Below are 21,596 nucleotides of genomic sequence, written 5' to 3'. Positions count from 1 at the left end.
AGCGCTGGCACAACGTCGTTTACCTGATGTACGACAACGAGGCCTATATGAACACCGGAATCCAGAGGTCGAGCTCAACCCCCTACGGTGCCTGGACCACCACCAGCCCGCCGGGCAAGTACTCCATCGGTGAGGACAAGCCCAAGAAGTGGGTCGCCCTCATAGCTGCCGCCCACCAGGTTCCCTACGTCGCAACCGCCAGCATAGGCAACCCCTTCGACTTCGTCAAGAAGATGAAGAAGGCCGCCAAGGTGGATGGCCCGGCTTTCGTCCAGGTCCAGTGTACCTGCCCGACCGGCTGGAAGAGCCCGCTCGAGAAGGGCGTTGAGATAGCTCGCCTTGCCATCGAGACCGGTGTCTGGCCGCTCTTCGAGATCGAGAACGGTGACTTCCACCACATCAAGATACAGCCACCCGGAGGGGGGGCCAAGGTCACCCGCGAGGGGGGCAAGATCGTTGCCATCGAGTTCAAGAAGCCCGTCGAGGAGTACCTTAAGTACCAGGGCAGGTTCAAGCACCTCTTCAAGCAGCCAGAGGCAATAAACGTCATGCGCGAGCAGATTAAAGCCATGTGGAAGGTCCTCGGTGTCGAGGTCACCCTCCCGAAGCCGGAGGAGTGAACTCCTTTTCTTTCCACTTTGAGGTTTTAGTGTCCAGTTCACGGCATCTTTGAAGGCCAGCGCGATGATCCAACGCGGTTTTGATTTCCCCTGTTATCCAATCCAGTCCCCGAGCTGACAGCCAAGGAGCAGTTACCCTGAGCTGAACGCGAAAATCCTCAAGAAGTCTTCAGAACCCGGTGCTACCAAAAAGCAAAAATGATTTAAATTAGTAACACTAAATACTAATCTGGTGATACGATGCTTCAGATCAACAGACTCGTAAGAGCGCGAGATTATGAGGGAATTCTCAGCTACGCCAAGGAATTCCATGAACACGTGTGCCCGTACCTGATCCTTGGGATCCGAGCCTCCATGATAGCGATGGAAGAGCTCGGCGTCGGCAGGCTTGATTACGGGGGAAGTGTTGATGAGAGTATCTTGGCAATAGTTGAGAACAACAGTTGTTTCGCGGATGGAGTCCAGGTAACAACCGGCTGTACCTTTGGCAATAACTCTTTGATCTACGTCGACCTCGGAAAGATTGCCTTGACTCTCGTCAGACGCTCTGACTGGCAGGGAGTCCGGGTTTACATCGACGGTGAGAAACTGGAGAAGTATTATACACCTGAGACAACAGAACTTTTTGACAGGGTTGTTAAAAGAAGGGAGGGCACAGACGAAGAAGTGGAAAGACTCTGGCAGCTCTGGGAGGAAACAGCTAAGAAAATGCTCTACCTTCCAAGGAGGGAGTTCAAAGTTGAACGCGTAAAGGTTGAACCGATAGAGCATGCACCGATATTTGAAAGCGTTCGATGTGCGAAATGTGGTGAGCTTGTTATGGCCACAAAGGTGATTTATATGGAGGGAAAACCATTCTGCCTCAAATGTGCTGGGGAAAGGTACTACGCCGTTACAGGTAGTGGGATAGTGGAGATGAGGAAAGATGAAGACTAAATGGAAAGTGGTTCTGGCCATCCTCGTGGTATTTTTAGTGGTCTCAATGACGGGATGTATAGGGACATCAACGCCGAACCACACAAATTCCGCAACCGGCCCCTCCCCAACGGTAACGAGCTCAAGCGCAAGCCAAGGCTACACCACAGTCACGGACATGATGGGGAGAACCGTAAAGGTTCCAACGAACGTCACAAGGGTAGTTGCGGTCGGTCCCGGCGCGCTTAGGATACTCGCCTACCTCAACGCGACCAAAGACGTCGTTGGAATCGAGGAGTTCGAGAAGCGCTTCTCCTACGGAAGGCCCTACATCCTAGCCCACCCGGAGCTCCTTAGGCTACCGATCATTGGACCGGGTGGTCCCGGAAGGCTCCCCGATATGGAGGCTCTGATTAAGGTTCATCCTCAGGTCATCTTCATGGTCTTCGTGAGCAGAGAGACAGCCGACGAGGTTCAGTCGAAGACGGGAATCCCCGTCGTGGTCCTCAGCTACGGCACGCTGAAGAACTTCACCGACCCTGTCTTCTTCAGGTCCCTCCTCTTAGCTGGGAAGATCCTTGGAAGAGAGAAGAGGGCCCAGGAGGTTATAAAGTTCATCGAGGGGCAGCAGGACTACCTTGAGAACCTCACCGCTGGAGCGAAGAGCCCGGAGGTTTACGTCGGTGGAATAGGCTTCAAGGGTGCCCACGGGATAACGAGCACCTTCACTGACTATGCGCCCTTCACGGTTCTGGGCCTCGACAACGTCGCCTCGAACCTGACTAGCACGAACTACGGCTGGGTGCAGGTGGACAAGGAGTGGCTCCTCAAGGAGAACCCGGACTATATCTTCATCGACGAGGGTGGCCTCAAGATAATCCTCGACGACTACAGGAGCAACCCCGACTTCTACAACTCGCTTAAGGCCATGAAGGAGGGTCGCATTTACGGGGTCCTGCCCTACAACTTCTACAACACCAACATCGGAATAGCCATCGCCGACGCCTACTACATCGGAAAGGCCATCTATCCGGAGCGCTTCAAGGGGGTAGACCCCGTTAAGAAGGCAGACGAGATATTCACATTCCTCGTTGGGAAGCCCGTTTACAGCCAGCTCGCCAAAGAATTCGGCGGGTTTGGGAAGATAGACCTCGTCAGCGGAAACGTCACCCAAGGCCTGCCAACTAATCCGTGATGCCTATGGATTACAGGACATACCTGAGGAGAAAGTTCTTCATAGGGCTCGCCCTCTTCCTTTCCCTGCTAGCGGTTTCCCTCCTCTCGCTCTCAAGCGGGCCCTATCATATCCCCCTTAGGGAAGTTCTCGCGGTTCTCATCGACGGTGGAAGCAGAGACGACCGCCTCGTCGTCCTTGGGATAAGGCTCCCCAGGATAGTTGCAGGAATTCTCGTCGGGGCCTCGATGGGAATCGCCGGAGCCGTCCTTCAGGGCTACCTGAGGAACCCCCTGGCAACCCCCTTCACCATGGGCGTCTCCAATGGCGCGATGTTCGGCGCCTCTTTAGCCATAATCCTCGGGGCGGGCTACTCCCTCAATTCCGGGCAGGTGTTTCTCAACAACCCCTACGCCGTCGTCCTCTTCGCCTTCTTGGGTGCAATAAGCGCGACCCTCGTGATTCTCGCCCTGGCGAGACTCCGTGGTTTGAGTCCCGAGGCAATAGTCCTTGCAGGAGTTGCCATGAGCTCACTATACGTTGCGTTAACCACCCTCGTTCAGTACTTCGCCAACGAACTCCAGCTTTCGGCGATGGTGTACTGGAGCTTTGGAAACCTTGCGAGGGCAACTTGGGGGGAGAACCTCGTAATGACGGTTGCTTTCACAGTTATCTTCATTTATTTTATTTTAAAGAGATGGGACCTGAACGCCTCGACTCTGGGGGACGAAATAGCGAAGAGCGTTGGGGTGAACATTGAGAGGGAGAGGCTCGTCGGAACCCTTTTAGCAGCCTTCATAACCTCAATAACGGTGGCATTCGTCGGGGTCATCGGCTTCATCGGCCTCATAGCACCACATTCTATAAGGTTAATAGCCGGCGGCGACTACCGCTCCCTGATACCACTCTCGGCTCTGGCCGGGGCGTTGCTTCTCGTTTCGGCCGACACCGTTGCGAGGCTCATAATTTCTCCGATGAACCTTCCGGTTGGTGTTATCACGTCGTTCCTCGGAGCACCAGCCTTCATCTACCTCCTCGTTAAGATGGAGGGTCGGCGATGATTGAAGCGAAAAACCTCCACTTCTCTTATGGCGAGCACGAAGTCCTTAAGGGGATAGACCTTGAGGTCGGTGAGGGAGAGTTCGTGGCAATCCTCGGCCCGAACGGGGCAGGAAAAAGCACCTTCCTCCGTTGCATTGCCGGGATCCTGAAGTGCGAGGGGATCTTCTTAAAAGACAAGCCTCTACTTGACTACTCCCCAAGGGAACTGTCAAGGACCTTAGCTTACGTCCCTCAACGGATTGAGCCAGGGTTTTTGACCGTTTTTGATACCGTTCTCCTGGGTAGAAGACCCTACATGGGGCTAACGCCGTCGAGGAGGGATTTAAAGGCCGTTGAAGGGGCCCTGAAAACTCTCGGCATCGAAGACCTCGCCCTTAAGAGAACGAACGAGATAAGTGGCGGAGAGCTCCAGAAGGTAAGCGTAGCGAGGGCACTGGCCCAAGAACCCGAGATCCTTCTGATGGACGAGCCGACCAACAATCTCGACCTAAAGAGCCAGCTGAAGGTCATGAGGCTCGCGAGAGAACTGGTGAGAGGGGGAAAGACAGTTGTAACGGTTATGCACGACGTCAACCTTGCCCTGCGTTTTGCCCGGAGGTTCGTCTTCATGAGGGACGGAAGAAAGATAGCTGACGGGGGCCTTGAGGTTCTGAGTGAGGGGCTCTTTAAGGAGGTTTACGATGTTAGAGTAGAGATAGGAGAAATCAGGGGGATCCCCACTGTGGTACCACTCTGAACTACCTATATATGGGTAACGTTGTCCTTTTTTTGGACAAAACTTTTAAGCCCCTTAGGACAACCTAAAACCGGAGGTGTTTAAAAATGACGATCAAAGCACCCACCCTCAACGTTGGTGGATTGGGCGCGGATCCCCTGGAAGAGAGAATCAAAGAGAAGCAGAAGAAATGGAGGCACAAAATAGCCGTCCTGAGCGGTAAGGGCGGTGTCGGAAAGAGCACCGTGGCGGTGAACCTGGCGGCGGCCCTGGCCAGAAAAGGCTACTTCGTGGGTATCCTCGATGCCGACATTCACGGCCCGAACGTCGCCAAGATGCTGGGTGTTGAAAAGGCAGACGTCCTGGCGGAGAGACTGGAGGACGGCCGTTTTGAGATGATTCCCCCCATGAGCGATTTCATGGGGCAGACGACACCCATAAAAGTCATGAGCATGGGTTTCCTCGTTCCGGAAGATCAGCCGATAATCTGGCGCGGTGCCCTCGTCACCAAGGCCATAAAGCAGCTCCTCGGTGACGTCAAATGGGGCGAGCTGGACTTCATGATAATCGACTTCCCCCCCGGAACGGGTGACGAGATACTGACGGTTACGCAGACCCTCCAGCTCGATGCCGCGGTCGTCGTCACAACACCCCAGGAGGTCGCGCTCCTCGACACGGGGAAGGCCGTCAACATGATGAAACAGATGAACGTCCCATATGTTGCGGTAGTCGAGAACATGAGCTATCTCATCTGTCCCCACTGCGGCAATGAAATCGACATCTTCGGAAAGGGAGGGGGAAAAAGACTGGCTGAGAGAGAGGGAGTCGACTTTCTGGGAGGAATCCCCATCGACCTCAAGGCTAGAGAAGCAAGCGACAACGGAATCCCCATAGTCCTCTACGAGGACACACCGGCCGCGAAGGCCTTCATGGAGATAATCGACAACCTAACCGCAAAACTTGGAGGGACTGACGGGGAGGGGGAAGGGGAGTAACGCTTTTTTTCTTCCCAACACCACCCCAAACGCAACTTTAAAGGGGCAATTCTAAGACATTCAAGATAATCGGCGAGCTGCATTAACTTTTTAACCGGAGGGACATGATATCCTCCAGAGGGATAGAATGAGAAGGGCCCTCGTTTTAGTGATACTGGCTCTGATACTGGTCCCCCCCGTATCGGCCCAAACCGTTACATACCATCCGGATAGGGCCACCTTTCAAAAGTTTCTCAGCTCAAATTCCTCGTATCGTGTTGTTCCCGGTACGGACGGGTGGTCAAAGGGATGGGCGTACTACGTGGATGCGAGGATGGGAACCATTAAAAGACACGGCGATGAGACCCTTGTCCTTGTGGGCAACGTTTACAACAACCCGCGGATGAAATCCCTCTGGAGGGTAACGGGCCTTCCCGAAAACGCCTCACTCCTCCCCGCTGTTATCGTGGTTAACGGCACGGTTTTCATCACCGGGACGAAGGACAACATATACCTAACCGAGAAGGCGTTCTCATCTCTCTGGAACCCTCCAACGGCATCAACGGTAGGGTTTAGTCTTTTGGCGCTTCTGGTGTTCTTAACGTTCCTTCTTGCTCTTAGAAAGGACAAGAGCCACGCGGAGGCGTTCTACCTTGTGACAGTCTCCGTATTCGGGCTCTGGTACCTGACAGCTGGACGTACTACTATATCCACCCCGTTCCTACCGTACCTTCTGCAGGGTGTGGAATTCGCCAAGGGAGGCACTCCCTCCTCCCCCCTTGGACTGATCCTCGGGATGTTCTTCAAAGCGATTCCGCCGATAGAAGAGAACCTGATCTACGCCCATTGGGTCCTGGTGCTTCTGATAGCGTCGTTCTCTTTCTACATCGTGCCCAAACGCTCCAGGGAGCTGGGTTTTCTCGTCTTTGGACTTACCTTCTCGGCACCGGCTTTCAGGCATTTCGTGCACTACGTGGACACCACAACGCTCGGTCTGGTGTTCTTCGTCTCCACCATCGCCATGATAGCGAACGTGACGTTCTCCCCGGAGAAAGGGAAGGCGCTCCTGCAGACACTACTACTTTCACTGCTGACCGTTTTGACCGTGGCCATCAATCCCTACTTCGTTCTGATACCCCTGGCGTTCATAATAGCGTTCCCAAAGAGGCACTTCCGGAACTACGCATACCTGATTATAACCGGTGCGGGGATACTGCTACTGTACCTGAGGTTTGGACTCCCGATCCACATGCCATCGCATCCCGCGGATGAACCGGAACGCTACGTACTGAATCTACTGCTCAACACCGCGTTAAGCATTACGGTCATCCTGTACGCGGTTCTGCACGTTGGCAGAATAGGGAAGATGAGGGGGCAGACGCCGTTCCTGGCCCTTTTGGCCCTCGCGTACCTTCCCTTCTCCATATTCGTCCAGACACTGGCCCCGTACTGCATCGTAATACTGGCCGCACTGGCAACTAGGTCGCTGTACCTCCTAACGCCTAAAACTTGATGGCCCCCATCACCGCCCCCTTGAGGTGTGGACCGATCTCCCGTATTATACCTGGGGCCTCCGTACCCTTCTTAAGTACGAGCAGGGTCTCCATAAGACCGAGTTCCTCAATGCGCTTGACGTCCCGCCCGTGACCCGTTCGGATGAGGGCCCTCTCCACGTTCTCACTCACGGTACCCGCGATGAAGAGCTTGTCGTAACCGTCGTTTAACCAGGAGTCAAGGCGTTTTAGCTGGGGTTCTGAGAACTCCACCCCCACCTCCCGCGTACCAAACTCCACCTTCTCAACCCTAACCTCAACCGGGAGGTTGTCGACCCATCCAAAGCGGGATATCATCCCGCGAACCGGGATCTCGCCGAAGTGCTCCTTCAGGTAGTACAGGGGGAGTAACGCATCCTTGGGCCGTGGGGAGAATACGCCCAGATCCACGTAAGCCCCGTACCCCACCTTTCCAAGGTCTATAAATCTTCCTCTGTATGTTCCCCCCTCTTCAACAGATCTCAGGCTGTAAGGGACCTCACCGAACTCTCCCCTCACTACGTTGGCACTTATCTCTTCATCTTCGCCGCTCAGAGAAACCTTCACCCAGTTCTTTTTAACTGCGGACAGCTTCCACTCAATCTCAAGATCACCGAGAAGGGCCTTCAGCTTCTTATCAAGCTTGAGAAAGCCGCTTCTGTCCCCGTAGACCTTCTCCAGAATAATCACTTCTTCCATTCTCACCATCCCCGAAGTTCATCCGGATACCATTCAGGTTATTTTCTCTTCCCGGGCTTCTTTTTAAGACCCAGCTCAATCTCAAGCTCCTCAATTCGCCGCTTGAGCTCCTCCACTATCTGGGTGTTGTCGTACTGCATGATCATCTCACCGCATATGGGGCACTGGAACTCGTACTCCATAGCCTCATCGAAGGTAAGTTTTGGGTGTCCAGGTGTACCGCACCAGTAGTAGATCTCGCCGGTCTCCTCCTCCAGCATTTCCTTAAGCTTCTTCAGCTCGGCCATTTTCTTGGAGCGCAGAATCTCCGGCAGGCGCTTGATATCCAGATGCCAGTAATAGTAGTACCAGCCGGTTTCTTTATCACGTATCCTCTTAAACTCAGCGAGTCCCTGATCGTAGAGCATGTACAGAACTTTTCTAACCGTGTTCACGCGTATCTCAGTTACTTCCGCAAGCTCCTCGTCCGTGGCCTCTCCCTTTTTTTCCAGGGCCTTAATTACCTCAACGGCTTCCTCGCCCCCCATATCCATGGCGAGTTCCATGAGTTCCTTGTTTTTTCGTCTGGCCACATCAACGACCTCCAGAGAATATTTGAACACCTGGAGATTTATCGTAAGGGTACTATCCAAGAATAACCTATGTGATTCGTGCTATATATAGGTTTTTGTCAGATTTCCAACGGCAATGAACAAAAAAAGGCATCAAATCAATCCGTGAAATACTCGTTAAGGAGCTCCTTGGCAGAGGGCTTGTAGAGGTCGAGGACCTCAATGCCCTCTATAACGTTCCCCTCACGAAGTTTGAGCCTGACTTTCCCACCGTAAACCTGAAGGTCATCCAGCATACCGTATATAGCATCTTCCGCCTCAAGAGGGGTTTTAAATTTCATAATGTATTCGCCATCGGGGGTTATTAACTTGACCCAGTACTCGTTCTTCCTCTTAAAGGGACGGGTGATCTTCGGTTTAAAGTTATCAACTATGATTTCCAAAGGAATCCACCTCCATCCTAAACTTTTGGGCTTCTAAATCAGCTGGACTCTCACTCTTAAAGATATCTGAAGGGTAAATCTTTTTAAGCGTTGCTCCACCCTTTCCAGTTCCGTTGGGCCCCGATGGGCAAAAAAACGAGAAAAATTATAAGCGTGTTCAGATGTCCTCTCCGGAGATATCAAAAGGCAGCTCCAGTCCGAGCGCCGATGCCTCCCGTTTAACGACCTCCAGGGGAACTATCGCGCTTCTTGCACCGATTTTCTGAACAGTCAGGTAGGCAAGGAGCATACCAAGCTTTGCCGAGTCCTCCAGGTCCCATCCGTTCAGCGTGCCGTATACGACACCGGCGTCAAAGGAATCTCCAGCGCCCGTGGAGTCTATGACCTCCGCACTCAGACCCCTAACTTCAGAGACTTTTCCTCCCTCGTCCCTGATGATGGCCCCGCCACCATTGAGGGTTATCACCAGGTTCCTTGAACCGCAGAGGGAGGGGTCGAGGGAACCGAACTTTCTCCGGTATTCATCCTCGTTCATAAGGAGGTAGTCCACCTTCTCCTCAATATCGGGTGGGAGCTGGGCTTCACCTATGTCAAGGGAAACCGTCACCCCACTGTCATCCGCGAACTTCACAACAGCCTCGATGATTTCCCGGGGATTTGATGACATGTGAACGTGCCTGGTACGGGCCAGGTACTCAAAATTGAGCTCCTTCAAAAGGTTCGCCCCGGGATACTTTACTATACGTTTGTCCTCACCCCGGATCATAACCACCGCAACGCCAGAGTGCCCGTCGACAACCCGGATTCCATCCGTGTTCACTCCAAGCCCACGGAAGTAATCAAGATGCGCTCGCCCAATCTCGTCACGACCAACAGCACCGAGGAAGCCGGTTTTCATGTGGAAATTAGCGAGCCAGCTTATGGTGTTTGCAGCAGCGCCGCCGAGCCCGAAGAACGCTTCATCCACGTTCACCTTCTCGTGGAAGTCGGGGAACCTGCGCATGAGCATTATGATATCGTAGTTCAGGTTTCCGATCCCGATCACGTCAAAATCTTTCGCCATTTCCCACCCTCCAAAACCCATGGTACTTTCAGACCTGTTAATAACCTTGTGGTGCCGGCGGGGAAAGATTTAAATATCCATTTCTACCCATTAATGAGTAAGAGGTGAACAGAAATGATGCTCATCCTGGAGGAGTACTTCAAGAACTACCCCGCAAGAAAGAAGGTTGCGGAGTTCCTTTTTGAGACTGGCCTAAGCGTTAAACGCGGCAGGATATACCTGAGGAACATGGAGGTCCCCATCAGTGAACTGGCGCGCATCATAGGGGTCAACAGGAAGATAGTGTACCACACGATTGAATACATCGAGAAAACCTACCCCCTGAAGCTGATATTCGAGCGTCTCGATCCCCTGCCGAGCCTGATAAACGTGGCCCCCCTGATGGGGTGGGAGGTTCTTGAGGTAGAACTTGAGAAGGAGATGTACCTCGACGGATTCTCAGAGGTTCTGATAATGCTCCGTGAAAAGGATATACACGTGATGGAGATCTTCAGCAGGAACCTCCGTGAGGAACCAACGAAGCTCTACATAATAATCGACGGGACGCTACCGGCGGAGGTCTTCGTCAAGGTGAAGGAGATCAAGGGATTCAAGAAGCTGATCCTGCGGACACCGGAGAGGGACAAGGAGAAGTACGTATGCAACTACTGCGAGGTCAGGTACTGCCCCAAGAGGATACTGATGGAACGGATTGCTGCTAACCAGTCACAATAAAGCCGTGCTCGTCCCCCGGTTCTTCCCATTCTACCTCCACCCTCGTTACCCGGGCGAAAGCGGGACCCTGATGTGCCCACCCGATCAGGGCCTCAACGCGTTCGGGATCGCCTTCGATAACAGCCTCCACCGTGCCGTCCGGCAGGTTCCTCACCCAACCGTTTACCCCCAGTTTCCTCGCCTCCCTCTGCATGCTCCACCGGAATCCAACCCCCTGAACCCTACCGTGTATTCTAAGGTGAGCCCTTACCCGCCGCATCTTCACCCCTCGAACAACACTAAGACCAAAGGAATTTAAGTTTTCCCTCCCATAAAGGAACGGGGGATGGGTATGGAGATGATACTCGTTTACACAACGTTCCCCGATATGGAGACCGCCCGTCGGATAGTCGGGGAGCTCGTCAAAAAGAGGATCATAGCGTGCGCGAACCTACGGGAGCACGATGCGCTGTACATCGAAAACGGTGACGTAGTGGAGCGGGAAGAAATCGGGGCCCTCATAAAAACGGAGGTAGGGAAGTGGAAGGAGCTCAAGGAAGAGATCCGGCGGATGCATCCCTACAAAACACCCCTGCTCATGAGGATCGACGTGGACAGGGTGAATCACGAGTACATTGAATGGATGGAGAAGGTGCTTGGATGATAAGGAAGGTAAAACCGCAGATACGTGCGGTGGGCTTTGACGACGGGACTTTTTCCTTTTCTTCCAAGATAAACCGGGAGAAGACGGTTCTGATTGGTGTCGTTATGAAGGGTTCACAGGAGGTTGTGGGGGTACTCTCACGCTGGATAACAGTAGACGGGACCGACGCCACCCGGGTTATTGCAGATGCCGTTCTGAGTTCCCGCTTCAAAGACCTCAGGGTGATACTGCTCAAGGGGATAACATACGCGGGCTTCAACGTCGTCGACGTTGGGAGGCTCCACCATAAGACAGGCCTCCCAGTCATCGTAGTCGTCAGGAAAAAACCGGACCTAACCGCCATGGAGGAAGCCCTGAGACGGCACTTCTCCGATGCCGAAGAGAGAATAGAACTCCTCAGGAAGGCCCCACCCCTCGTTGAGCTCATCCCCAGGAAACTCTACATCCAGGCGGCCGGTGTTGAGAGAAGCACCGCCGCTGAGGTGGTCAGGGTTACAACAAAGACCGGACTGATACCGGAGCCGCTCAGACTGGCCCATATGGTGGCGAGTGCCGTGATGACCGGGGAGAGCACGAGGGAGTAGGTTTATAAGAGTGCCCGAAAAGAAAGGGACGACCGATGATGGCAACAGGGTAGCTACTGAACATTGATGTGGAAGCCGTTCCAGTCTGAGGTCACGACATTGCGGGTCCCGACGACCCAATCGGGCGCACCTTAGTCACACGGAATTAGGAGCACGGGAAGTTTTGAGTCCCTCATCACCCTCTCGGCGGTGCTTCCCAGAAGGAGATCCTTTATGAAGCTTCTGCCCTTCTTTCCTATCACCACCAGGGTCGAGCGCTTTGCTATTGCGGTCCCTATTATGGCCTGTGATGCCGCACCGACAAGTACCTCGTATCCGAACGACCCTTTAATGCCCCTGAGGGACTTCTCAAGGTTCTGCTTGGCGATCTGAATGTTGTGCTCTAGATCCTCAACCCTGCCGTAGTCAACGGAGTGGACAAGGAGGCCGTCTTCCACAAGATCCTCAAAGGCCTTAACAGAGGATAGTATCTTAACCGAACAATTGGAAAAGTCCAGAGCAACCAGTGGGCGCTTGAAAAGCTCCGCACAATCAACCGGTAGCTCAAACTTGCCCTCGTTTTTGGAGAGGTACTTGAGGATGAGAACCGGCCTCTTTGTCAACCTAGCAAGGTTAGTGGCCGTGCTTCCCACAAATGCAACCCTCCATGCACTCTCCCCCAGGTTCGGGATCACTATGAGGTCAACGTCCTCACCATCGGCCACATCGGCTATCTCAACGGAGGGGATACCCAGCCGCACTATGGGGATTACATCCGGTCCCTCCCCCGGAGCTCCTCGGCCAGCTTCTCAAGCTTCTCGCGGTATATCTCCTCCAGCTCGAAGGCTTCAAACTCAACCACGGTTATGTCAACCACATGAACAAGGTACAGTCTCTCAGCGCCCAGCGAAAACAGCTTCGGAACACACTCCCTGAGCGCATGAAGTGAGACATCCGAAAAGTCCGTTGGGTACAAAACCTTTCTAAACATGCACATCACCTGTTTTTACTTCGGGTTCAACCTATTTAGGGATTCCGGGTAAAGTGTTAAGAACACCCAGACGAATGAATGAACATGAAGAGGGTTGTCCTTCAAGCTGTTGACGTGTACAAGAGCTACCGCATGGGGACGGGTGTGGTGGTTCCCGCCCTACGGGGTGCGAACCTTGAGGTACGTGAGGGAGAGTTCGTTGCCATAATCGGCCCGAGCGGCAGCGGAAAGACGACCCTCTTAAACGTACTCGGGCTTCTTGACACCCCGGATTCTGGGGAGCTGTACGTTGACGGCATCCCGGTGGTGGGTCTTGACGACGATGAGCTCTCGGAGATGAGACTACGAAAGATCGGCTTCGTTTTCCAGTACTACAACCTCATACCGATCCTAACGGCCCTTGAGAACGTCGAGCTCCCCCTCATCCTCGCTGGGGTCCCCTTGGAGAGGAGGACGCGGAGGGCCATGGAACTCCTGAGGATGGTTGGCATCCCGAACATGCAGAACCACAAACCCACGGAGATGAGCGGCGGCCAACAGCAGCGCGTGGCGATAGCCAGGGCCCTCGCAAACGAACCCAGCATAGTCCTGGCCGACGAACCGACCGGAAACCTCGACACAAAGGCATCCGAGGAGATAGTCTCCCTCATGAAGGGACTCAACCGTGAAAAGGGGACGACCTTCGTCGTCGTGACCCATGACCTCGAGGTCGCCAGGGAGGCCGATAGGATTTTGAGGATACGCGACGGAAAACTCTACGAGGTGGACGAACTGTGAAAAGAATCCTCTCCATCACCCTTTTGGTCCTGATCCTCGTTCCCCCCGTGCTCGGGGCCGGCCCCTCAGAACCCGCGTACATGAGAACTTTCCAGGGTTATCTCGGCCTCGGTGAGTCGGTCATAGTGGGAAACTACACCCTCACCGTCATGAATTTCCTCTACAACGGCCAGACCTGGCCACCCGTCGTGCTCCTCAGACTCCGGGACAACAGGAACTTCACAGCCGTAACGTTTTCGCTCTCGGAAGGACAGAGCTACGCTTACGGCGATATCCGGGTTGATCTGGTTTACATTAAGAATGCGAACTCTAAAAACCCCCTGGCCCTCATCTCAATATACTCACGTCCAGCCACAGTTTTCTACGGAACGGCGCACGCCAACACTACCTTTACCTACGGGCCTATCCAGCTCTCGGTTCTGGGCTTCAGAAACGGAACGGTCTTTATGCGCTACCACCGCAACGGTGCAACCGATTACGCGTACCTGGGCAGGGGAGGACATTACTGGCACGAGGTTGACGTAGTCGTCTACAACGTCACCAACTCCAGTGCCGGCATGAAGATACTGGTCCCGAGGTACCTCCTCTACTCCGTCGTCCAAGGCACCGTGGTGGTTATTGGGAACGTGAGCTTTTCTACGGTTGAGGTCGGCGCCCCCTTTGCCCTCAACGTCACCGTGAAGAACGTAGGGGATCAGGCAGCCAGGTACGTTCGGGTCTACCTTTACTCCCAGCCCGTGGTTCAGGCGCAGGAGAACACCCAGAAGAGCATCCTGCCGACGGTCACGGTTCCCTCCTTCGGGGAGGAGATTCCCTTCGCCTCGTACCTCCAGGGACCTGTACAGTACACCGGCCCGCTTTCCCCCGGCCAGGGCAAAACTCTACACTTTCGACTCATAGCCTCAAAGGCCCTCAAGCCAGACGTTTATCCCCTCTTCATCCAGATTGAGTACAGCGATGAGAACGGGGTCGTCAAGACCGAAGAGGTTCAGGTGGGAATTCCAGTAAACGACGCCGAGCGCCCCAAGGTTATCATCGAGAACTTCACCGTCGTCCCTAGAACCGTCGAGCCATCCTCCAAATTCACCGTTATCCTGACCGTGGAGAACACCGGAAACGCCCCCGCCTACCACGTACGCGTTGAGCTCCTTCCAACGAAGCCGGCTGAAGGTCAGCAGACGTACTCAATCTTCCCAACAGGCCAGACCCAGGTTGAGGAGCCAAACATCTACCCTATCGGTCGCCAGAGCACCCTGTACTTCGAGAACCTCTCCGTCGGCAAAACAGAAGAGGGGAAGCTTCTCCTCGCGATTAAGGATGTTTCAAATGGGATATACCCTCTCTATGCCCTTGTGACGTATGAGGACAAAAACGGTGTGTCGTACAAGGAGGAGGCAACGTTTGGCGTCCAGGCAGAGGGAAGCTCAAGGCTCAAGGTCTACTTCGGCAACGTCTGGGTGAGCGATGGAAAGTACAACTTCGAGGTCGACGTGGCCAACGACGGGAACGCCCCGGCCAGGGGTGTCACAGTTTCGGTCAGCTCTCCGGTGCTCGGGCTATTCCCCCTCGGGGAGCGCTACGTCGGGAGCGTGGAGCCAACAGATTACGACAGCATAAACTTCATAGTCCTCAACTCGACCCTCAGGGCGGGGACCTACCCGGTGAAGGTAAAGGTCACATACATGACCGCAAACGGAAGCTTCACGAGTTTTACCCGAACGATAAATCTGCAGATACCTTCTAACATCCCCGAAAGAGGCAGATACCCCTACTATTACATTGGAGCAGTCACACTTCTTTTCGTGCTGATCCTTCTCTGGAGGCGGGGGCGTGGATAGGGAGATACTCAAGATAGCCTTCAGAAACCTGCACAGACGGAAGATCAGGACTTTCTTCACGATGCTCGGCATAATCATAGCCATAGCCTCGATAACTGCCCTCGTGGCCATAGCGGAGGGCTTCCAGCTCTCGATATCCGAGACCCTTCAGAGCACCAGCAACGTCGTGATAGTCCTCCCCGGGATGGGAGCATCCATATGGACGATAGGGACAGACACCCTCAACCAGAGCGTTGTGGATGATATAGGGAAGCTGGGCCACGTTGAGGCCTTAAACCCAGTTCTCGTCAAATTTACGGTGATGGAGTACAGGGGGTGGGAGATCCCCGTCACGGTTATGGGCATCGTACCACGAGACGCTCAGAGATTCTACGCCCTGACCGGCCCCCCAGTACAGCGCGGGCAGTTCATACCCCAGGGCTCACGTTTCAAGGCTTTCCTAGGTTATTCCCTGGCCAACGGGAGGATTCAGAAAGAAAGCGGAGGAACCCTCAACTGGCAGATACTGCCTGGGCAGGCTATAAAGCTCTACGACGCAAGCGGACGGCCCTGGGAGTTTAAAGTATCGGGCAGTTTTCAGGAGAGCGGCCAGAGCTTCATAGGAGGGTTCATAGACACGAGCGTCTTCATCCCACTCGGAACCGCTCAGCAGATGTACAACGAGGGAGGAAAGGTAAGCTTCGTTGAGGTTTGGGTGGATGACGTCACCTTCGTCAACCAAGTCAAGGACGAGATAGAGAGACTGCTCCCGACGGCCACTGTCATAACCGAGCGCCAGGGCATAGATGTGGTTCTCAAGATAGAAACGATGCTCAACAACCTCCTCCTCGGGATAGGGAGCATATCACTCATCGTTGGAGCCCTCGGCGTTGTGAACACCCTTTTAACTTCAGTTATGGAGCGGACACGTGAGATAGGGACGTACAGAGCCCTCGGGGCCAAGAAAAGGTTCATACTAGAGATGATACTCCTGGAGGGCATGATGCTGACACTGATAGGCGGCGCCATAGGCTTCACCTCTGGTGTGGTGCTGGCTGATGTTGTGGTTGAGGTGCTCAGAGCCAAGACGCCCGGTCTCCCAAACCCCGTCGTCGATCTCCGAGTCGCCGCGGTTGCCTTCGGGGTAACGTTAATCATAGGTATCCTAGCGAGCGTGTACCCCGCGAAGAAGGCCGCCGAACTGAGGCCCGCAGAGGCCATAAGGCACGTTGAGTGAAAAGGGTTATAACGTCCAGGTGGAAGTTTTAACGGTGATGACCATGGTCAAGAGGGTTCACATCTTCGATTGGCATAAGGAGCACGCAAAGAAGGTTGAGGAGTTCGCTGGCTGGGAGATGCCCATCTGGTACTCGGGCATAAAGGAGGAGCACATGGCCGTTAGGAACGGTATCGGCATCTTTGACGTCTCCCACATGGGTGAGTTCATCTTCCGCGGTAAGGACGCACTGGAGTTCCTTCAGTACGTCACGACGAACGATATAAGCAGACCTCCCGCAATAAGCGGAACCTACACCCTCGTTCTCAACGAGCGCGGAGCTGTTAAGGACGAAACCCTCATCTTCAACATAGGAAACGACACATACATGATGGTCTGCGACAGCGATGCCTTCGAGAAGCTCGAGGCCTGGTTCAACATCATAAAGCGCGGAATCGAGAAGTTCGGTAACCTCGACCTTGAGATTGAGAACAAGACCTACGACATGGTCATGTTCTCGATACAGGGCCCGAAGGCAAGGGAGCTCGCAAAGGACCTCTTCGGCATCGACATCAACGAGCTCTGGTGGTTCCAAGCAAAAGAGGTCGAGCTCGATGGAATCAAGATGCTCCTCTCAAGGAGCGGCTACACCGGCGAGAACGGCTGGGAGGTTTACTTTGAGGACGCCAACCCCTACCACCCGGACGAGAGTAAGCGCGGAAAGCCGGAGAAAGCTCTCCACGTCTGGGAGAGAATCCTCGAGGCCGGAGAGAAGTACGGGATAAAGCCAGCTGGCCTTGGAGCTCGCGACACCCTCAGGCTTGAGGCCGGCTACACGCTCTATGGCAACGAGACCAAGGAGCTCCAGCTCCTCAGCACGGACATCGACGAGGTTACCCCGCTCCAGGCCAACCTCGACTTCGCTATCTTCTGGGACAAGGAGTTCATCGGCAAGGAGGCACTCCTCAAGCAGAAGGAGCGCGGCCCCGGCAGGAAGATGGTGCACTTCAAGATGATGGACAGGGGCATCCCGAGGGAGGGCTACAAGGTCTGCGCGGACGGCGAGCTCATCGGAGAGGTCACCAGCGGGACCAGCTCCCCGCTCCTCGGAATCGGCATCGGAATAGCCTTCGTTAAGGAGGAGTACGCCAAGCCAGGCGTCGAGCTGGAGATAGAGATAAGGGGCAAGCCCAGGAAAGCCGTGACCGTTGCTCCGCCCTTCTACGACCCCAAGAAGTACGGGGCATTCAGGGAGGAGTGATTTTTCCTCTTCTTTTTCCAAAAACCTTTTAGGTAACGGTACCGTTACCTGGTAACGGGGGCATTACCTATGCTGTTCGACCCGAGACCGAAGAAAAGGAGGGAGGAGCTTTTTGACCGAGAAAAGGAAATAGAGCAGCTCACCAACACCAAAGAGCCATTAACACTTCTCCTGGGCATACGCAGGGTCGGGAAGAGCTCACTGCTCCGGGTAACACTGAACGAGCTCGAAAACGGCGTTTATATAGATGCACGGAAGATGTACTTTGACTCAGGGGGATGGATAACCTCCGAATCGCTCATCAGAGAGTTTGAAAGCGCTCTGAATGGCCTTAGGGGGACCGTTCGAGGGAAAGTTTTTGAGGCCCTTGGACACGTTAGGGGCGTTTCCCTCTCTGGAGTCAGGATCGAGCTGACCCGGGAGGTTCGCGTGTCCATGGTTCTGGAGGCTTTGAATGACGTTGGCGCGGTCATCGGTATCGATGAGGCCCAATACCTAAGGTTTCACGGGTCAAGGGGCGGAAAGGAGTTCCTGGCGCTCCTGGCTTACTCCTACGACAACCTTGATAATCTGCGGTTCATACTGAGCGGTTCCGAGGTCGGACTCCTACACGACTTTCTTGGGATAGACAACTACGAAAGTCCCCTCTACGGCAGGTCCCACAGGGAAGTGGTTCTCAAACCGTTCTCAAAGGAGCTTTCCATAGAATTCCTCAGGAGGGGATTTTCGGAGATAGGAATGGACGTTCCCGGCGAGGTCATTGAGGGTGCAGTTAGTTTTCTCGATGGTGTGCCTGGATGGCTTGTGGAGTTCGGGAGAAAATACTCCGAAACCCAAGACTTCAGAAGCTCACTGGAGTACGTGTTCCAGAGGGCCAAAGGGTTTCTCAACGGGGAACTGAAAGAGCTCGAAAGGAGGAGCCCCCGCTACGTGCTGATCCTTGAGGCCATCGCCAGGGGACACAACAGATGGGAGCTCATAAGGAATTACCTTGCCTCAAAAGGCCAGAACGTCCCGAAGTCTCGTCTCGCTGAGTTGATTAGAAACCTTGAAAAGATGAGCTGGATCGAGGCGAATTTCAGCTTGGACAACAAGAAGAGGTACAGGATAATCGATCCGGTAATCGAGCGTGTTCTGATGGAGCGATAGCCTTTTATCTCCATTCGGCTTTTTCAACATCATGTCCAAAAAACACGCCGTCGGTGCAGTTCTCCTGTGGTCAACCGTCGCAAGTGCCTTCAAGCTCTCACTCCGCTACATGAGCCCTCTCCAGCTCCTCTTCTACGCGTCCCTAACCTCGCTCGTGCTCTTTGGAGTCATCTACGCGAGGGAGTTCACCCGCAGAAAGGAAAACCTCCGCTCGGCCTACCTGGGCCTGATAAATCCATTCATGTACTACACCGTCCTCTTCTCGACCTACGACCGCTTGCCTGCACAGGAGGCGCAGGCGCTCAACTACACCTGGCCGCTGATCCTCGTCCTTCTCTCTATTCCCTTCCTCGGAAAGAGACCCGGGGCGGGGACAGCCTTCGGCCTGTTACTAGGGTTCTTTGGAGCATTAGTCGTCGCCATGAAGGGAGACGTTGCGGGTTTGAACTTCAGGGACCCAATAGGTGTTGCCCTCGGCCTCGGTAGCGCGGTTATATGGGCATCCTACTGGCTCCTCAACCTGCGCGATGGGAGAAAGTTAGTCGAAAAGATGTTCTGGAACTTCCTCTTCGGCTTTGCCTATGTATCCATCGTCATCCTTGCAACGGGTGAGTTTAAGGTTCCTCCCGCTGAAGGGCTCGCCGGAGCGATCTACGTCGGCATGTTCGAGATGGGGGTTACTTTCCTCCTCTGGTACAGGGCCGTTGAGGGAGATATTGCGTTTGCATCGAACTTAGCTTACTTAGTGCCTTTCCTCAGCCTGTTCTTCATCTCCCTCTTCGTGGGGGAGAGCATAGCCCCCGCAACGGTGATCGGACTAGCCATGATAGTGGGTGGCATCATCATCGGGTGGGGACAGCAAAACTTATAAACCGGGCTTGGGTAGGTTAAGCCGGATGGGGGCATGGTGTAGCCTGGTCCATCATCGCGGGCTCCAGAGGTATGAGGACTTGCGGGTTTGCTGATTTGGGGATGAGCCTTTGGAGCTCTGACCCGGAGAAACCCGCGGACCGGGGTTCAAATCCCCGTGCCCCCACCATCGCAACTTCTATACAACATGATGCAACCTCTAGACAACCCACAGTTGGTCGTCCAACCATTTTCGGGAGCCTAACACCGTTTTGAGCACCGCCAGGATGGAAGAAAAGTTTTTAATCTTTGGAATGTTGTTAAACTCAGGTGTTTAAAATGGTTGCGAAAACGTTCCTGACCGAGCAGCAGGTTAGGATCCTCCGGCTGCGTGCTCGGGGGTTGAAACAGAGCGAAATCGCGGAGCTTCTGGGAACCAGCCGGGCCAACATAAGCATCCTTGAGCGGAGAGCGATGGACAAAATAGAGAAAGCCAGAAACACGCTGTTGCTCTGGGAGCAGATAAACTCCAAGATGAGCGTTGACGTCCGCAGGGGCGAGGATATATTCGCGGTCCCCGATAGGCTGTTCAAAAAAGCAGACCTGCTCGGGATCAAAGTACCTTACAGCACCGCCGAGATCATAGCGTTCCTCGTTGAGAACGCGCCCATCCACGACCGGGTGGCCAGAAGGGACTTCACGCTGTTTCTGGATTCCAGGGATAGGTTAAGGATAAACGAATGCCTACTTGAGGATCTGGATGAGGTAGGGAAGCACAAAGGCGGTAAAAACCCCGTTAAGGGCCATGGCAAGGCCACTGACGGCACCTGAAAGCTCATCCTCAAGGATCACCCTTGCGGTACTAGACCGTGGGAGCTTACCCCCATTGCCAGACCCCTCGCTATTCTATCCTTCACCCTAAAGACGCCGAGCAACTCGACGCCGATGGCGTTTCCGAGTATACCAGTCAGTATGACGAAGACTGCCGTCAGCGACGGGATTCCGCCAAGCTTCTCGCTTATCCCTATCGCTATTGCCGTTGTGACGCTCTTCGGGGCGATGCTCAGGAGAACGTCTTCACTGCCCCCGAGGTATTTTGCGGTGTAGAATGCGCTGAGGATTGCAACCGTTCCACCGACGGTTGTTCCAAGTGTTATCTCCCTCGCGTAGGCTTTTATGGTGCCCCTGCCCTTATATACCGGAACCGCAAGACTCACGACCGCAGGGCCGAGAAGGAATTTCAGGATACCAGCGCTGCTCATGTAACTTCCGTAGGGGACGTCAAGCCAACGGAGTATAAAGGCCACCGTAATTATCGAGAGGAGCACCGGATTCGTGTAGAATGTCCTCCTTCTCGCATGAATCTCGGAGAAGACGTAAAACACCACCAGGGTCAGCGTTATCCCAAAGGGACTCATTCACTTCCCCCCGTCAACTCAACGGTCTTTGCGGTTACGAAGAGCGTCGCGATGAAGCTCAGCACAAGCGCACCGAACACGGGGACGGCCTGGACCCTCAACAGACCGAGGTAGGTCACTATCCCGACACCAGGTGGGATGAACATAACGCTCATGTTCCTCACGAAGAGTTCGGCCTCGTTCTCGACCCACTCAAGCTTCACAGCACCACCAAGAAGTGCCGCAAGGAGGTAGAGCATGCCGATGACGCTGCCTGGAATGGAAAGGTTCAACACGGAGCTCGTGAACTCACCAAGAGCGTAGAACGTGAATATTATAGCAAGACCGTTCTGGTTATTCGCTACTTTTGGAACTTGTGAAATAATTGTAGCGGATAACCTTCCAGCCTCCCGTCTTCATTGGCTGGCCTTCGGGGGGAACGGTAACTCCCCACATCTTCAAGGCTCTAAG

The 21,596-nt window shown here is 54.2% G+C and carries 24 protein-coding genes, 1 tRNA gene and 2 pseudogenes; 18 read left to right on the top strand and 9 right to left on the bottom strand.

Annotation, left to right across the window (positions count from 1 at the left end; genetic code table 11):
- The 7 genes from MVK60_RS02450 to MVK60_RS02420 all read left to right on the top strand — a co-directional run.
- A partial coding sequence (locus MVK60_RS02450) for a thiamine pyrophosphate-dependent enzyme (protein ID WP_297436104.1) occupies window positions 1–620 on the top strand: 620 nt, incomplete at its 5' end.
- 240 nt (window positions 621–860) lie between these two features.
- Window positions 861–1,556 (top strand): FmdE family protein, encoded by a 696-nt coding sequence (locus MVK60_RS02445; RefSeq protein ID WP_297436102.1) that lies wholly within the window; start codon window positions 861–863, stop codon window positions 1,554–1,556.
- Window positions 1,546–2,730: an iron ABC transporter substrate-binding protein gene (locus tag MVK60_RS02440; protein ID WP_297436100.1), complete on the top strand. Its 1,185-nt coding sequence runs from the start codon at window positions 1,546–1,548 to the stop codon at window positions 2,728–2,730. Before MVK60_RS02445 ends, MVK60_RS02440 begins: the two co-directional genes overlap by 11 nt.
- A gap of 5 nt (window positions 2,731–2,735) precedes the next feature.
- Complete coding sequence (locus MVK60_RS02435; protein WP_297436113.1) at window positions 2,736–3,770, top strand: iron ABC transporter permease; 1,035 nt, start codon at window positions 2,736–2,738, stop codon at window positions 3,768–3,770.
- Window positions 3,767–4,507 carry an ABC transporter ATP-binding protein gene (locus tag MVK60_RS02430; protein WP_297436098.1) on the top strand — a complete coding sequence of 247 codons (741 nt, stop codon included), beginning with the start codon at window positions 3,767–3,769 and terminating at the stop codon, window positions 4,505–4,507. Before MVK60_RS02435 ends, MVK60_RS02430 begins: the two co-directional genes overlap by 4 nt.
- An 86-nt stretch (window positions 4,508–4,593) precedes the next feature.
- A complete protein-coding gene (locus tag MVK60_RS02425; RefSeq protein ID WP_297436096.1) occupies window positions 4,594–5,481 on the top strand; it encodes an Mrp/NBP35 family ATP-binding protein in 888 nt (295 codons plus the stop codon).
- Between the two features lie 127 nt (window positions 5,482–5,608).
- Window positions 5,609–6,973: a hypothetical protein gene (locus MVK60_RS02420; RefSeq protein ID WP_297436094.1), complete on the top strand. Its 1,365-nt coding sequence runs from the start codon at window positions 5,609–5,611 to the stop codon at window positions 6,971–6,973.
- On the opposite strand, the gene MVK60_RS02415 is transcribed toward MVK60_RS02420, so the two are convergent.
- The 4 genes from MVK60_RS02415 to MVK60_RS02400 form a co-directional block, all read right to left on the bottom strand.
- Window positions 6,963–7,691, bottom strand: a complete 729-nt coding sequence (locus MVK60_RS02415) for a DUF2110 family protein (RefSeq protein ID WP_297436092.1) — start codon at window positions 7,689–7,691, stop codon at window positions 6,963–6,965. The two genes, MVK60_RS02420 and MVK60_RS02415, sit on opposite strands and share 11 nt — an antisense overlap.
- 38 nt (window positions 7,692–7,729) lie before the next feature.
- The gene (gene tfe / locus MVK60_RS02410) at window positions 7,730–8,263 is read right to left on the bottom strand and encodes a transcription factor E (protein ID WP_297436111.1); all 534 of its coding nucleotides are present in this window, start codon (window positions 8,261–8,263) and stop codon (window positions 7,730–7,732) included.
- 137 nt (window positions 8,264–8,400) lie between these two features.
- Window positions 8,401–8,685, bottom strand: a complete 285-nt coding sequence (locus MVK60_RS02405) for a hypothetical protein (protein ID WP_297436090.1) — start codon at window positions 8,683–8,685, stop codon at window positions 8,401–8,403.
- Between the two features lie 157 nt (window positions 8,686–8,842).
- Window positions 8,843–9,748, bottom strand: a complete 906-nt coding sequence (locus tag MVK60_RS02400) for an ADP-dependent ribose-1-phosphate kinase (RefSeq protein ID WP_297436088.1) — start codon at window positions 9,746–9,748, stop codon at window positions 8,843–8,845.
- Window positions 9,749–9,862: 114 nt separating this feature from the next.
- Between MVK60_RS02400 and MVK60_RS02395 the strand changes: the two genes are divergently transcribed.
- The gene (locus tag MVK60_RS02395; RefSeq protein ID WP_297436086.1) at window positions 9,863–10,462 is read left to right on the top strand and encodes a regulator of amino acid metabolism, contains ACT domain protein; all 600 of its coding nucleotides are present in this window, start codon (window positions 9,863–9,865) and stop codon (window positions 10,460–10,462) included.
- Here the strand turns inward: MVK60_RS02395 and MVK60_RS02390 are convergent.
- The gene (locus MVK60_RS02390) at window positions 10,446–10,721 is read right to left on the bottom strand and encodes an acylphosphatase (RefSeq protein ID WP_297436084.1); all 276 of its coding nucleotides are present in this window, start codon (window positions 10,719–10,721) and stop codon (window positions 10,446–10,448) included. The two genes, MVK60_RS02395 and MVK60_RS02390, sit on opposite strands and share 17 nt — an antisense overlap.
- Window positions 10,722–10,793: 72 nt before the next feature.
- Here MVK60_RS02390 and cutA point away from each other — a divergent pair, with 72 nt between their 5' ends.
- Both cutA and MVK60_RS02380 read left to right on the top strand, forming a co-directional pair.
- A complete protein-coding gene (gene cutA / locus MVK60_RS02385) occupies window positions 10,794–11,105 on the top strand; it encodes a divalent-cation tolerance protein CutA (protein WP_297436082.1) in 312 nt (103 codons plus the stop codon).
- Complete coding sequence (locus MVK60_RS02380; protein ID WP_297436080.1) at window positions 11,102–11,689, top strand: DUF99 family protein; 588 nt, start codon at window positions 11,102–11,104, stop codon at window positions 11,687–11,689. The genes cutA and MVK60_RS02380 overlap by 4 nt, the downstream gene beginning before the upstream one ends.
- Window positions 11,690–11,820: 131 nt before the next feature.
- On the opposite strand, the gene MVK60_RS11215 is transcribed toward MVK60_RS02380, so the two are convergent.
- Together MVK60_RS11215 and MVK60_RS11210 are read right to left on the bottom strand one after the other, a co-directional pair.
- Entirely contained in the window at window positions 11,821–12,126 is a 306-nt protein-coding gene (locus MVK60_RS11215; protein WP_367270816.1) for a universal stress protein, read from the bottom strand.
- Between the two features lie 195 nt (window positions 12,127–12,321).
- A pseudogene (locus MVK60_RS11210) lies at window positions 12,322–12,659 on the bottom strand (universal stress protein); the annotation flags it as partial.
- A gap of 84 nt (window positions 12,660–12,743) precedes the next feature.
- On the opposite strand from MVK60_RS11210, the gene MVK60_RS02370 reads away from it, so the two are divergent.
- The 8 genes from MVK60_RS02370 (at window position 12,744) to MVK60_RS02335 (ending at window position 20,559) form a co-directional block, all read left to right on the top strand.
- A complete protein-coding gene (locus MVK60_RS02370) occupies window positions 12,744–13,436 on the top strand; it encodes an ABC transporter ATP-binding protein (protein ID WP_297436077.1) in 693 nt (230 codons plus the stop codon).
- Window positions 13,433–15,274 carry a hypothetical protein gene (locus MVK60_RS02365; protein WP_297436075.1) on the top strand — a complete coding sequence of 614 codons (1,842 nt, stop codon included), beginning with the start codon at window positions 13,433–13,435 and terminating at the stop codon, window positions 15,272–15,274. Before MVK60_RS02370 ends, MVK60_RS02365 begins: the two co-directional genes overlap by 4 nt.
- On the top strand, window positions 15,267–16,490 hold the full coding sequence (locus tag MVK60_RS02360) for an ABC transporter permease (RefSeq protein WP_297436073.1): 1,224 nt from the start codon (window positions 15,267–15,269) through the stop codon (window positions 16,488–16,490). Before MVK60_RS02365 ends, MVK60_RS02360 begins: the two co-directional genes overlap by 8 nt.
- 43 nt (window positions 16,491–16,533) lie before the next feature.
- Window positions 16,534–17,730, top strand: a complete 1,197-nt coding sequence (gcvT, locus tag MVK60_RS02355; protein ID WP_297436108.1) for a glycine cleavage system aminomethyltransferase GcvT — start codon at window positions 16,534–16,536, stop codon at window positions 17,728–17,730.
- Between the two features lie 69 nt (window positions 17,731–17,799).
- Entirely contained in the window at window positions 17,800–18,879 is a 1,080-nt protein-coding gene (locus MVK60_RS02350) for an ATP-binding protein (protein WP_297436071.1), read from the top strand.
- A gap of 31 nt (window positions 18,880–18,910) precedes the next feature.
- The gene (locus tag MVK60_RS02345) at window positions 18,911–19,750 is read left to right on the top strand and encodes a DMT family transporter (RefSeq protein ID WP_297436069.1); all 840 of its coding nucleotides are present in this window, start codon (window positions 18,911–18,913) and stop codon (window positions 19,748–19,750) included.
- A gap of 27 nt (window positions 19,751–19,777) precedes the next feature.
- Window positions 19,778–19,918 (top strand) — tRNA-Trp (locus MVK60_RS02340).
- 149 nt (window positions 19,919–20,067) lie between these two features.
- The gene (locus MVK60_RS02335) at window positions 20,068–20,559 is read left to right on the top strand and encodes a Tfx family DNA-binding protein (RefSeq protein WP_297436068.1); all 492 of its coding nucleotides are present in this window, start codon (window positions 20,068–20,070) and stop codon (window positions 20,557–20,559) included.
- Here MVK60_RS02335 and MVK60_RS02330 read toward each other — a convergent pair.
- Both MVK60_RS02330 and MVK60_RS02325 read right to left on the bottom strand, forming a co-directional pair.
- A pseudogene (locus tag MVK60_RS02330) lies at window positions 20,473–21,146 on the bottom strand (CidB/LrgB family autolysis modulator). The gene MVK60_RS02335 and the pseudogene MVK60_RS02330 sit on opposite strands and share 87 nt — an antisense overlap.
- Window positions 21,143–21,508, bottom strand: a complete 366-nt coding sequence (locus MVK60_RS02325) for a CidA/LrgA family protein (protein ID WP_297436106.1) — start codon at window positions 21,506–21,508, stop codon at window positions 21,143–21,145. The pseudogene MVK60_RS02330 and the gene MVK60_RS02325 overlap by 4 nt, the downstream one beginning before the upstream one ends.
- Between the last annotated feature and the right edge of the window lie 88 nt (window positions 21,509–21,596).

It is taken from the genome of Thermococcus sp., from assembly GCF_026988555.1.
Lineage (GTDB): Archaea > Methanobacteriota_B > Thermococci > Thermococcales > Thermococcaceae > Thermococcus.
The sequence above is the reverse complement of the archived record's forward strand: the minus strand, read 5'-3'. Positions and strand labels throughout refer to the sequence as shown.